Raw genomic sequence first — 12579 nt, 5'->3', positions numbered from 1 at the left:
GCGGTAGACCTTGCTGGTCGGGATCACCTCGAAGTCGACGCGGCACTCGAAGCCCTGCTGGTCGCTCGCGTCGCCCACGTCCTGCAGGTGCAGCCGCGCGTCTGTCACCAGGTACTGCCGGTTGGCCTCGTCCTGCGGATGGCGCTCGAGTTCGAGCAGGCAGCCCGGCACCACGGCGCGCAGGTTGCCCGAGCCGCTGGCGCGCTCGCCGCCGACGCCGGCCTCCTGCATGCGCACGCGCGCCAGCTGCTCGCCCTCCGACTCGACCACGTAGTCGCCGGGCCAGCCGTAGCGCTCGCGGTCGCTCTGCGCGGTCTTGCGCGGCATCGCGCTGACCTGCTGCAGCCGCGCCTTCGGCCGCTGGAAATCGAAGTCGTCGGTGACCCAGCGCCCGCTCTGCAGGCATTCGGCGGCCTGGAAGCTGTCGCAATGCTCCTCGGCGATGGTCTCGTCGGCACCGCGGAACGGCACCTTGCGGTAGGCGGCATTCGCGTAGGGCTGGTGCGAGGACATGTCGTCCACGATCACCAGCTTGTGCGAATCCTCGGCGTGCTCGAAGTAGTAGTACAGGCCCCACTCGTGCAGCAGCCGCGCCACGAAGTCGTGGTCGCTCTCGCCGTACTGCACCTGGAACTCGCGCGGCGGATAGCTCTGCGTGGCGCGCAGCTCGAATGCGAAACCGTAGCTGCCGAGCACCTCCTGCACGATCTCGAGCACGCTCTTGTTCTGGAAGATGCGGTAGTCGCTGGTGCGCACCGCCAGCGTCAGCCAGGGCTCGATCACCGCCTCGTAGAGCGCGCGGCGGTTCTCCAGGCGCAGGAAGCGCATGCGCGTCACCAGCCCGGAAACGTGCCGCTTGCTGCCACCCGCGCCTGGGCGGCCGTCCAGCACGATGTGGGCCGTGAGCGTTTCGCCCACCATCGGCTTGATGTCGACGTTGGCCGCCTGGCGCGGGCTGTGGCCCGGGGTTTCGGGGGTCGCGAGCACCAGGCTGTAGCGGAAGAGCCGGCTCAACCCCTCCTCGCCGTCGATGGACACCGGCTGGAGGGCCGGCCGCCCCCCGAGCATGGGCATGGCCGCACAGCTGGCGTCGAGGATGCAGCCGGCCTGCGAGGAAGCAATGGGCATGAAGTTGGATGTGTCCCGTGATGCGATGAGGCGCCGGATCGTGGACACGATGACGTCATCTTTGTTTCTTCTTTTAACTTTCTGGATCAGTCTACGAAGAGCCGCCTTTGGGGGTCAAGAAGTCCTAAGTACTGCTTTCCCGCCATCGGCGCCCTCGATGTCCGGCGAAATTGTTCACGGGGCCGCGTGCTATCCTCGACGCAATTCCGTCCGCCGCACTCTGTCTTTGTCGAGGAGTGCGTGCGCGACGCGACACAAATCCAAGAACCCTCCGAGGACACCATGAGACTGATTTTGTTGGGCGCGCCCGGGGCGGGCAAAGGCACGCAGGCGGCCTTCATCTGCCAGAAGTACGGCATTCCGCAGATCTCCACCGGCGACATGCTGCGTGCCGCCGTCAAGGCCGGCACGCCGCTGGGCCTGCAGGCCAAGGCCGTGATGGATGCGGGCGCGCTGGTCAGCGACGACCTCATCATCAATCTCGTGAAGGAACGCATCGCCCAGCCCGACTGCGCCGAAGGCTTCCTGTTCGACGGCTTCCCGCGCACCATTCCGCAGGCCGACGCGATGAAGGCCGCGGGCGTCAAGCTCGACTACGTGCTCGAGATCGACGTGCCCTTCGGCGACATCATCGAACGCATGAGCGGCCGCCGCTCGCACCCGGCCTCGGGACGCACCTACCACCTCAAGTTCAACCCGCCCAAGGTCGAAGGCAAGGACGACCTGACCGGCGAGGAGCTGATCCAGCGCAAGGACGACGAGGAAGAGACCGTGCGCAAGCGGCTCGACGTCTACAGCCAGCAGACGCGTCCGCTGGTCGACTACTACTCGGCCTGGGCCAAGGCCGATCCGGCCGCCGCGCCGAAGTACCGCGCCATCCAGGGCGTGGGCACGGTCGAAGAGATCACGCAGCGCGCCCTGGCCGCACTCAGCAGCTGAGCCCCGGCTCGAATCGCGAGCCGCGCGCGGGCCCCGGGTCCCGCGACGCGGCTTTTTCTTTGCCCCCCGTTTTCAGATCAGCGCGAGCGTCAGCGCGATGCGCGCCTTGACCGGCGTCAGCGTGCCCGCGTCGCGCAGCTTGTCGCCCGGCTTCGCCAGGATGCGCCCCTGCGTGCAGCGGGTGGCGCGCAGCACCGCGATGCCGGCCTCCTGCGCCTCGAGTGCGGCCGCCTCGAGCGCATGGTGCAGCGTGCCGTTGCCGGTGGTCGCCAGCACGAGGCCGCGCAGCGGCGAGATGGCGGCGTCGTCGGCGCGCAAGGCACGGATCACCGCACCGCTCGCGCCCGCGTGGCTCATCACGATCTCCACGCGCGGCCATGCGGCTTCGTCCTCGGGAAGACGACCGAAGGCCGCGCCCGTTTCCGAAGCCGGCCAGTCGCGCACGCGCCGCACCTCGCCCTCCTCCACGTAGCCCACCGGCCCCGCGTCGCCCGCGTCGAAGGCATCGAGCCGGTAGGTGTGCACCTTCTGCACGTCGAAGGCACCGAGCACCGTGCCCGCGCAGACCGCGGTCACGCCCTGCGCATCCGGCGTCGCGGCCACGGCGATCGCGTCGCGCACGTTCTGCGGGCCGTCGGGCGACAGCGCGGAGGCCGGGCGCATGGCGCAGGTCAGCACGATGGGCTTGCGCGGCGCCAGCACCGACTGGAGGAAGAAGGCGGTCTCCTCGAGCGTGTCGGTGCCATGGGTGATCACCACGCCGGCCACGTCGGGCTGCGCCAGCCAGTGGGCGCAGCGCAGCGCCAGCGCGCGCCAGATCGCGAAGGACATGTCCTTGCTGTCGACCTGCGCCACCTGCTCCGCCGCCAGCGTCACGCCAGCGGGCGCCTCGATGCCGCCGAGCAGGTCGGCCACGCCCACCTCGCCAGCGGTGTAGCCGATGTTGTCGCCGCTGTTCGCCGCGCGGCCCGAGATGGTGCCGCCGGTGCCGAGCACCACCACGCGCCGCGGATTCGAGGGGGAAGAAGTCGCCATCGCTTGCCAACTTTGAAAAACTGGTTAAAAATACAGGTACTGGATGTTCAGCCAGTGCCGCAAGGAACCACCATGCAGTTCGCCGTGAAGCTTACCGCCCGCCAGCAGCAGATCCTCGATCTGATCCAGAGCGCCATTGCCCGCACCGGGGCGCCGCCCACCCGTGCCGAAATCGCGAGCGAGCTGGGCTTTCGCTCCGCCAACGCGGCCGAGGAACACCTGCAGGCGCTGGCCCGCAAGGGCGTCATCGAACTCGTGAGCGGCACCTCGCGCGGCATCCGCCTGAAGGGCGATGCGCTGCGCTCGCTGGCCGAGTCGCGCAACAGCCAGTTCTCGCTCTCGCTGCCCGGCATGGCTCAGCTCGCATTGCCGCTCATCGGCCGCGTCGCCGCCGGTTCGCCGATCCTCGCGCAGGAGCACGTCGACCAGACCTACTACGTCGAGAACACGCTGTTCCAGCGCCAGCCCGACTACCTGCTCAAGGTGCGCGGCATGTCGATGCGCGACGCCGGCATCATGGACGGCGACCTGCTCGCCGTGCAGGCCACCAAGGAAGCGCGCAACGGCCAGATCGTGGTGGCGCGCCTCGGCGACGAGGTGACCGTCAAGCGCCTCAAGCGCAACAAGCAGGTGATCGAGCTGCACGCCGAGAATCCCGACTACCCGACCATCGTGGTCCAACCCGGCGAACCCTTCGAAATCGAAGGCCTCGCGGTCGGCCTGATCCGAAACACCATGCTGATGTAGCCCCGCCGAGCCGGCCCGGCGGTCTGCATCGCCGAGCCGCTTCGCGGATCCGCATCCCGCATCCCCCATCCGGTCGCCGCAGGTGGCGGGCGTATGGCGCTTGGTCGCCATCACCCTGCTGCGCCCGATGACAACGAATCCTGCCTGTGTTCAACCTCAAACCTTCTTGGAGTTCACATGGGAATCGCCCTCCTCACCTTCGTCGATCTTTGGATGCCGCTGCAATCGCTCGCGAACCGCTGGCTGCCCGCCCGCCCCGCGCGCCGCAACGATGAGAGCCTGTGCGCCAGCGAGCTGCGCTACGTGTCGGTACGGCCGTCGCGCGCGGCTCGTGGCGATGGCGCCCCGAACGCATTCCCGGCCACGCCCGTGGCGCAGGCGCCCTCGCGTCCGCTGCGGGTGGTTCGTCTCGTCGATCGCCAGCAGGGCGGCGCGCGCAACAGCAACCGGGTGGTGATCTCGGGCCGGATGGCCGACGTGTGCGCCGAGCTCGATCGCCTCGCCGCGCTCGAAGCGCTCGAAGCACCCGCCGGGGCGGCCCGCCCCGCGCACCTGCACTGAAAGCGTCCTTCGGCGCGTCTCGCGCGCCGCCTCGGGGCCGGGTCCATAGGCAACCTCGCCCTTTGCCCGGCCTTCGAGCCGCTTCTCCGGTCTTCGCCCCGTTTTCGCCCCTCGAGGGCGGCAGGGCCGTATCCAAACGTTCTACGGCGCGCCGATTCCATGCTGCGAGGCACAATGGCATGCCATGAATATTGTGATCCTCGACGATTACCAGGATGCGGTGCGCAAGCTGCACTGTGCTTCGAAGCTCGATGCCTACGCAGCCAAGGTCTACACCAACACCGTCAAGGGCATCGGCCAACTCTCGGTGCGCCTCAAGGACGCCGACGTGATCGTCCTGATCCGCGAGCGCTCCCAGATCTCGCGCCAGCTGATCGAGAAACTCCCCAAGCTCAAGCTGATCTCGCAGACGGGCCGCATCAGCAGCCACATCGACGTGGCCGCCTGCACCGAGCGCGGCGTGGCCGTGGCCGAGGGTTCGGGCTCGCCGCAGGCGCCGGCCGAACTGACCTGGGCGCTGATCATGTCGGCCATGCGCCGGCTGCCGCAGTACATCAGCAACCTCAAGCATGGCGCCTGGCAGCAGTCGGGGCTCAAGTCGGCCTCGATGCCGCCCAATTTCGGCCTCGGCTCGGTGCTCAAGGGCAAGACGCTCTGCGTCTGGGGCTATGGCCGCATCGGCCAGCTCGTCGCGCGCTATGGGCAGGCCTTCGGCATGCAGGTGGTGATCTGGGGCCGCGAGGCGAGCTGCACCAAGGCACGCTCCGACGGCTTCCAGGTGGCGCAGAGCCGCCAGGAGTTTTTCGCGATGGCCGACGTGCTGTCGGTGCACCTGCGGCTCAACGACGAGACCACCGGCCTGATCACGCTCGAGGACCTCTCGCGCATGAAGCCGACCTCGCTGTTCGTCAACACCTCGCGCGCCGAGCTGGTCGAGTCCGATGCGCTGCTCGCGGCGCTCAACCGCGGCCGCCCCGGGCTGGCGGCGATCGACGTGTTCGAGAGCGAGCCGCCGCTGCAGGGCCATGCGCTGCTGCGCCTCGAGAACTGCATCTGCACGCCGCACATCGGCTACGTGGAGCAGGAGAGCTACGAGATGTACTTCGGCCAGGCCTTCGACAACGTCGTGAGCTTCATCAAGGGCAACCCCACCAACATCGTCAACCCCGGCGCACTGCAGGTCCGGCGGTGAAGCCGTGAGCCAGCCGGCGCCGAGGGGCGCGCTCTGGGCGCTGCTCGCCGGCAACTTCGTGATCGGCACCGGGGTGATGGTGGTGCCGGGCACGCTCAACGAGATCAGCGTCTCGCTCGATGTCAGCGCCGCCACCGCGGGCCAGCTGATCACGGCCGCGGCCTTCGTCACCTGCCTCGGCGCGCCGCTGCTCGCGGCCGCGGTGGCCGGCTGGGACCGGCGCCGGCTGCTGGCCCTCACGATGCTGTGGTACGCCGCCTGGCACGCGGTGTCGGTCTTCATGCCGAGCTTCGGCGCCCTGCTGCCGGTGCGCATGCTGGCGGTGATCGCGCCGGCCATCTTCACGCCGCAGGCCGCCGCCTGCGCCGGCATGCTGGTGCCGCCCGAACAGCGCGGGCGCGCGGTCACCTTCGTCTTCCTCGGCTGGTCGATGGCCTCGGTGCTGGGCCTGCCCATCGGCGCGCTGATCGGCGGCCATTTCGGCTGGCGCGCGGCCTTCCTCGCGATCTCGGCGCTCAGCATCGTGAGCGCGGTCTCGGTGTGGCTCACGCTGCCCAACGGCATCCGGCCAGCGGCGCTCACGGCCGCGGCCTGGGCGCGCGTGCTGCGCAGCCCGGTGCTGATGGGCATCGTCTCGATCACCGCGCTGCAGGGCGCGGGCCAGTTCGTGCTGTTCAGCTACTTCGGCCCGATCCTCAAGCAGCGCTTCGGCGCCGACGCCACCGCGCTGAGCCTGATGTGGGGCTGGTTCGGCGCCTGCGGCCTGCTGGGCAACATGGTCGTGAGCCGCGTCATCGACCGCGCGGGCGCGGGCCGCATGGTGCTCGCGACCACGGGACTGATCGCGCTGAGCCTGGCGCTCTGGCCGCTGGCGGACAGCCTGTTCTGGATCGCGGTGGTGGTCTCGCCCTGGGGCCTGGGCTGCTTCTCGACCAACTCGGCGCAGCAGGCGCGGCTGGTGGGCCTCGCGCCCGCGCTGGCGCCGGGCTCGGTGGCGCTCAACAGCTCGGGCATCTACATCGGCCAGGCCTTCGGCGCCGCGCTCGGCGGCTGGCTGCTGGCGCGCGACGCCATGCACTGGATGAGCTGGGTCGGGCTCGCGCTGCTGCTGGTCGCCATCGTGCTCAGCGCGAGCATCGACCGCAGCCGCCGGCCGGCCTGAAAGGCGCGGCGAAACCCCGTCGCACCGGCGCCCGCAGGCCTCCCCGAGAAACACCGGGGAAACCCTTCTCCCGCCAGACTGCAAAATCGCTGCTGCAGCGGACGGCGTGCGCACGCGCGCGGACGGCCCGCCCGATACCTCTCAACCTTTGAAAAACCCCAGCCACACATGACAGTGAACTACACCCGGATCGGCGTCGTCGGCGCCGGTGCCATGGGGCGCGGCATCGCCCAGATCGCGGCCCAGGCCGGCAGCGAGGTGCTGCTGCTCGACAGCTTCGAGGGCGCCGCGGCGCGCGGGCGCGATGCCATCGTCGCCCAATGGAACAAGCTGCACGAGAAGGGCCGCATCGACGAGGCCACGCGCGATGCCCGGATCGCGCGCGTGAAGATCGCCGATTCGGCGCAGGCGCTGGCCGGCTGCGATCTCGTGATCGAGGCCGTGGTCGAGAACCTCGAGGTCAAGCGCAAGCTGTTCGCCGAGCTCGAAGCCATCGTCGCGCCCGATGCGACGCTGGCCACCAACACTTCCTCGCTCTCGGTGACCGCGATCGCGGCCGGCCTCAAGCACCCCGAGCGCTTCGCGGGCTTCCATTTCTTCAACCCGGTGCCGCTGATGAAGGTGGTCGAGGTCGTGGCCGGCTTCAAGACCGCGCCCGAGGTCTGCACCCGGCTCGCGGGCTATGCCGCGCAGATGGGCCACAGCGCGGTGCAGGCGCAGGACACGCCCGGCTTCATCGTCAACCACGCCGGCCGCGGCTACGGCACCGAGGCACTGCGCATCGTGGGCGAAGGCGTGACCGACTTCGTGACCGTCGACCGCATCCTGCGCGAGCAGGCGGGCTTTCGCCTCGGCCCCTTCGAGCTGCTGGACCTGACCGCGCTCGACGTCTCGCACCCGGTGATGGAATCGATCTACCGCCAGTACTACGACGAGCCGCGCTACCGCCCGAGCGTGATCACCGCGCAGCGCCTCGCGGCCGGCGCGCTGGGCCGCAAGACCGGCGAAGGCTTCTACCGCTACGAGGACGGCGCCATGCAGCAGGCGCCCGAGGCACCGGCGCCGAAGCTCGACACCCTGCCCGCCGTGTGGGTCTCGCCACGCGCCGCGCGCCGCGCCGAGCTGCTGCGCCTGGTCAATACGCTGGGCGCGCAGATCGACAGCGGCGCCACGGCCTCGCCGCAATCGCTGATCCTGGTCGCGCCGCTGGGCTTCGATGTCACCACCGTCGCGGCCGTCGACCGCCTCGATGCCACGCGCACGGTCGGCATCGACATGCTGATCGACGACGCGGCCAGCAAGCGCCGCGTGCTCGCCACCAACCCCGCCACGCGGCGCGACATGCGCGACGCAGCCCACGCCCTCTTCGCGCGCGATGGCAAGGCGGTGAGCGTGATCCGCGACAGCGGCGGCTTCGTCACGCAGCGCGTGATCGGCACCATCGTCAACATCGCGGCCGACATGTGCCAGCAGCGCGTGTGCACGCCGGGCGACCTCGAGACCGCGGTGCAGCTGGGCCTCGGCTATCCGCGCGGCCCGCTGGCCATGGGCAACCTCTACGGTCCGACCAACATGCTCGAGGTGCTGTTCAACATGCAGACCGTCTACGGCGATCCGCGCTATCGCCCGAGCCCATGGCTGCGCCGCCGCGGCGCGCTGGGCCTGAGCCTGCTGCACGAGGAAGAGTGAGCCGCGACATGACCGCCGAACTCAAGAGCACGAGCGAAGGTCGCACCATGGTGCTGACGATCGCCAATCCCAGCCAGCGCAACGCGCTCGGCCCCGAGATCTATGCCGCCGGCATCGAGGCGCTCAACGGCGCCGAGAACAGCAGCGAGATCCGCAGCGTGGTCATCGTGGGCGAAGGCCCGTGGTTCTGCGCCGGCGGCTCGCTGCAGCGGCTGCAGGCCAACCGGCAGCGCGAGCGCTCGGTGCAGGCCGAGAGCATCGAGGGGCTGCACAACTGGATCGACTCGATCCGCACCTTTCCGAAGCCGGTGATCGCGGCCGTCGAGGGCCCGGCCGCGGGCGCGGGCTTCTCGCTCGCGCTGGCCTGCGACTTCGTGGTGGCCGCGCGCGACGCGGTGTTCGCCGCCTCGTACAGCAACGTCGCGCTGTCGCCCGACGGCGGCCTGAGCTGGCATCTCGCGCAGATGCTGCCGCGCCAGCTCGCGAGCGAATGGCTGATGAACGGCGAACGCATCGGCGCCGAGCGGCTGCATGCGCTGGGCCTGGTGAACACGCTGAGCGATCCGGGCCAGGCCCTGGCCGGTGCGCTCGCGCTGGCCGCCAAGCTCAACGAGCGCGCGCCCAACTCGCTCGCGAGCATCAAGGAGCTGCTGAGCGAAGGCCGCGGCGCCACGCTCTCGTCGCAGCTGAGCCAGGAGCGCGACCACTTCGTGCGCAACCTGCACCACGCCAATGCCGGCATCGGCATCGCCGCTTTCCTCGAGAAGAAGAAGCCCCAGTACGAGTGAGTACGCGTGACGGGCAGCGGCGCCTCGCGTCGCTCCCGTGACAACCCTACGCCTTTCAGTCGCCGACAGGACAGACCATGGACGACCCCATTCTTACCATCGAAGAACGTGAAGCGATCAACAGCGGTCGCTGGTTCTCTTCCCTCTCCCCTTCGCTCAGGCACGACATCCTCCGATGCGCATTCGTCAGACGGTACAAGGACGGCGACCTGATCGCCGCGCGCGGCGATCCGCCCGAGCACTGGATCGCCTGTGCCAAGGGCGCGGTGCGCGTGAGCTCCACGGCCGTCTCGGGCAAGCAGGTGACGCTGACCTACGTGGAGCCGGGCATCTGGTTCGGCGACGTGGCGATGTTCGACGGGGACCGGCGCACGCACGATGCCTATGCGCATGGCGACAGCACCATCCTGTGCGTGGCGCGCGCCGACTTCCAGAAGATCCTGGCCGCGCACGTCGAGCTCTACGAGGCGCTGATGCGCCTGCAGGCACGGCGCATTCGCACGCTGTTCGGGCTGGTGGAAGACCTCAACACCTTGCCGCTGCGCGCGCGGCTCGCCAAGCAGCTCATCCACCTGGTGCGCAGCTACGGCGTGCCCAACCTGGACGACGGCAGCCAGATGCGCATCGGCCTGCAGCTCGCGCAGGAAGAACTCGCGCAGCTGCTGGGCGCCTCGCGCCAGCGCGTGAATCAGGAACTCAAGACCATGGAACGCGAGGACATCATCCGCATCGAGCCGGCCGGACTGGTGGTGCTCGATCGCGCGGCGCTGATGCGCGTCTCGGAATCGGATCGATAGCATGAGCCAGGATTTTTCGAACTTCGTCGGCACCCGCGCGGTGTCGCAGCAGCACGCCTTCGACGTCGACGCGCTGTCGGCCTGGCTCGAGAAGAACCTCGAGGGCTTCAAGGGCCCGCTCACGGTCGAGATGTTCAAGGGCGGCCAGTCCAACCCGACCTACAAGCTGGTCACGCCCACGCAGAGCTACGTGATGCGCGCCAAGCCCGGCCCGGTCGCCAAGCTGCTGCCCTCCGCGCATGCGGTGGAGCGCGAGTTCAAGGTGATGAGCGGCCTGGCCGGCACCGACGTGCCCGTGCCGCGCATGCACTGCCTGTGCGAGGACGAGGCCGTGATCGGCCGCGCCTTCTACGTGATGGAGTTCATGCAGGGCCGCGTGCTCTGGGACCAGTCGCTGCCGAACATGAGCAATGCCGAGCGCAGCGCCATCTACGACGAGATGAACCGCGTGATCGCGGCGCTGCACACGGTGAAGTACGCCGAGCGCGGCCTCGCCGACTACGGCAAGCCCGGCAACTACTTCGAGCGCCAGATCGGCCGCTGGAGCAAGCAGTACGTGGCCTCGATCACGCAGCCCATTCCCGAGATGGACAAGCTCATGGAATGGCTGCCGGCGCACATGCCCGCGAGCGCGCGCGACGAGAACATGACCTCGATCGTGCACGGCGACTTCCGGCTCGACAACCTGATGTTCCACGCCACCGAGCCGCGCGCGATCGCGGTGCTCGACTGGGAGTTGTCGACGCTGGGCCATCCGCTGGCCGACTTCAGCTACCACTGCATGTCCTGGCACATCTCGGGCGCGACCTTCCGCGGCATCGCGGGCCTCGACCACGCGAGCCTGGGCATCCCGACCGAGAGCGAATACATCCGCAAGTACTGCGAGCGCACCGGCCTCACCACGCCCGAGGCGCTGGCGCCCGACTGGAATTTCTACCAGGCCTACAACCTGTTCCGCATGGCCGCGATCCTGCAAGGCATTGCCAAGCGGGTCGAGGCCGGCACCGCATCGAGCGAGCAAGCCGTGGCCTCGGGCCGCGGTGCCCGTCCCATGGCCGAAATGGCCTGGCAATTCGCGCAGCGAGCATGAGCCTCCCGGCCCTTCACGTCGCCCTCCGGCATGTGATCCGCCGCCCCTCGCGGGGGAGGCCCGGCCCGCTCGTGCGCTCACGAAACGCACAACGCACCCTGTGCGCACACGGCCGTACCGGCGGCTAGGCACCACCCGAGCCGCCCGCCCTTCACCCCCAACGGAGACCCCCATGGATTTCGAATACTCGGCCAAGACCAAAGACCTCCAGAAACGCGTCAGCGCGTTCATGGACGAGCACATCTATCCCGCCGAAGCCGAATACGCCGCCGAGCTCGCGGCCAACACGGCGGCCGGCAAGCGCTGGACCGCGCTCAAGACGGTCGAGAAGCTCAAGGACAAGGCCAAGGCCCAGGGCCTGTGGAACCTGTTCCTGCCGGTCGACAGCGCGGCCGCCTCGGGCTATGACGGCGCCGGCCTCACCAACCAGGAATACGCGCCGCTGGCCGAGATCATGGGCCGTGTGCCATGGGCTTCGGAAGCCTTCAACTGCTCGGCGCCCGACACCGGCAACATGGAAACCATCGCGCGCTACGGCTCCGAGGCCATCAAGGCACGCTGGCTCAAGCCGCTGCTCGAAGGCCAGATCCGCTCGGCCTTCGCGATGACCGAGCCCGACGTGGCCTCGAGCGACGCGACCAACATCTCGACGCGCATCACGCGCGAAGGCGACGAGTACGTCATCAACGGCCACAAGTGGTGGATCTCGGGCGCCGCCGACCCGCGCTGCGCCGTGTTCATCACCATGGGCAAGAGCGATCCCGAGGCGCCCAAGCATTCGCAACAGAGCATGGTGATCGTGCCGGCCGATGCCAAGGGCATCCGCATCGTGCGCCCGCTCAACGTGATGGGCTACGACGACGCGCCGCACGGCCACGTCGAGATGTACTTCGAGAACGTGCGCGTGCCGGTCGACAACATCCTGCTCGGCGAAGGCCGCGGCTTCGAGATCGCCCAGGGCCGCCTCGGCCCCGGACGCATCCATCACTGCATGCGCCTGATCGGCCTGGCCGAGCGCGCGCTCGAGCTGATGTGCCGCCGCGCTTCGTCGCGCGTCGCCTTCGGCAAGACCGTGGCCTCGCAGACCGTGACGCAGGAGCGCATCGCCGAGGCGCGCTGCAAGATCGACATGGCCCGCCTGCTCACGCTCAAGGCCGCCTGGCTCATGGACGTGGCCGGCAACAAGGTCGCGAAGAACGAGATCGCGATGATCAAGGTGGTGGCGCCTTCGATGGCCTGCCAGGTGATCGACTGGGCCATGCAGGTGCATGGCGGCGGCGGCATGTGCGACGACTTCCCGCTCGCCTACGCCTACGCCGGCGCGCGCACGCTGCGCTTCGCCGACGGTCCGGACGAAGTGCACCGCAACGCGATCGCCAAGTGGGAGCTGGGCAAGTACGCACCGGGCAAGGCCGAGGCCGAGATGCCGGTCACGCGCTTCTGAGCGAGCG

General features: G+C 69.2%; 12 protein-coding genes. 10 read left to right on the top strand and 2 right to left on the bottom strand.

The genetic code is table 11. From position 1 onward, the window contains the following. On the bottom strand, positions 1-1128 hold a 1128-nt coding region (locus tag KV106_RS13425), incomplete at its 3' end, for a type VI secretion system Vgr family protein (protein WP_261210697.1). 282 nt (positions 1129-1410) lie between these two features. Between KV106_RS13425 and adk the strand changes: the two genes are divergently transcribed. After that, positions 1411-2067, top strand: coding sequence for an adenylate kinase (gene adk / locus KV106_RS13420; protein WP_057596372.1), 657 nt, complete (start codon positions 1411-1413; stop codon positions 2065-2067). 72 nt (positions 2068-2139) lie between these two features. On the opposite strand, the gene KV106_RS13415 is transcribed toward adk, so the two are convergent. Then, positions 2140-3102: an asparaginase gene (locus tag KV106_RS13415; protein ID WP_261210696.1), complete on the bottom strand. Its 963-nt coding sequence runs from the start codon at positions 3100-3102 to the stop codon at positions 2140-2142. 72 nt (positions 3103-3174) lie between these two features. Between KV106_RS13415 and lexA the strand changes: the two genes are divergently transcribed. The 9 genes from lexA to KV106_RS13370 all read left to right on the top strand — a co-directional run bounded on the left by lexA (position 3175) and on the right by KV106_RS13370 (position 12572). Then, positions 3175-3849, top strand: coding sequence for a transcriptional repressor LexA (gene lexA, locus KV106_RS13410; RefSeq protein WP_057596370.1), 675 nt, complete (start codon positions 3175-3177; stop codon positions 3847-3849). 177 nt (positions 3850-4026) lie between these two features. Beyond that, positions 4027-4410 (top strand): hypothetical protein, encoded by a 384-nt coding sequence (locus tag KV106_RS13405; protein ID WP_057596369.1) that lies wholly within the window; start codon positions 4027-4029, stop codon positions 4408-4410. 184 nt (positions 4411-4594) lie between these two features. After that, the gene (locus KV106_RS13400; RefSeq protein WP_261210695.1) at positions 4595-5602 is read left to right on the top strand and encodes a D-2-hydroxyacid dehydrogenase family protein; all 1008 of its coding nucleotides are present in this window, start codon (positions 4595-4597) and stop codon (positions 5600-5602) included. Between the two features lie 4 nt (positions 5603-5606). After that, a complete protein-coding gene (locus KV106_RS13395) occupies positions 5607-6764 on the top strand; it encodes an MFS transporter (RefSeq protein ID WP_261210694.1) in 1158 nt (385 codons plus the stop codon). A gap of 168 nt (positions 6765-6932) precedes the next feature. Continuing rightward, the gene (locus tag KV106_RS13390) at positions 6933-8453 is read left to right on the top strand and encodes a 3-hydroxyacyl-CoA dehydrogenase (RefSeq protein ID WP_261210693.1); all 1521 of its coding nucleotides are present in this window, start codon (positions 6933-6935) and stop codon (positions 8451-8453) included. An 8-nt stretch (positions 8454-8461) separates the two neighbouring features. Further along, entirely contained in the window at positions 8462-9241 is a 780-nt protein-coding gene (locus KV106_RS13385; protein ID WP_057596382.1) for an oxepin-CoA hydrolase, alternative type, read from the top strand. A gap of 77 nt (positions 9242-9318) precedes the next feature. After that, positions 9319-10038, top strand: a complete 720-nt coding sequence (locus KV106_RS13380; RefSeq protein WP_057596365.1) for a Crp/Fnr family transcriptional regulator — start codon at positions 9319-9321, stop codon at positions 10036-10038. 1 nt (position 10039) lies between these two features. Continuing rightward, positions 10040-11128, top strand: coding sequence for a phosphotransferase (locus tag KV106_RS13375; RefSeq protein WP_057596364.1), 1089 nt, complete (start codon positions 10040-10042; stop codon positions 11126-11128). Positions 11129-11300: 172 nt separating this feature from the next. After that, positions 11301-12572, top strand: a complete 1272-nt coding sequence (locus KV106_RS13370) for an acyl-CoA dehydrogenase family protein (RefSeq protein ID WP_057596363.1) — start codon at positions 11301-11303, stop codon at positions 12570-12572. The last annotated feature ends 7 nt before the right edge of the window (positions 12573-12579 follow it).

Source organism: Variovorax endophyticus, from assembly GCF_025376855.1.
Taxonomy (GTDB): domain Bacteria; phylum Pseudomonadota; class Gammaproteobacteria; order Burkholderiales; family Burkholderiaceae_C; genus Variovorax.
The sequence above is the reverse complement of the archived record's forward strand: the minus strand, read 5'-3'. Positions and strand labels throughout refer to the sequence as shown.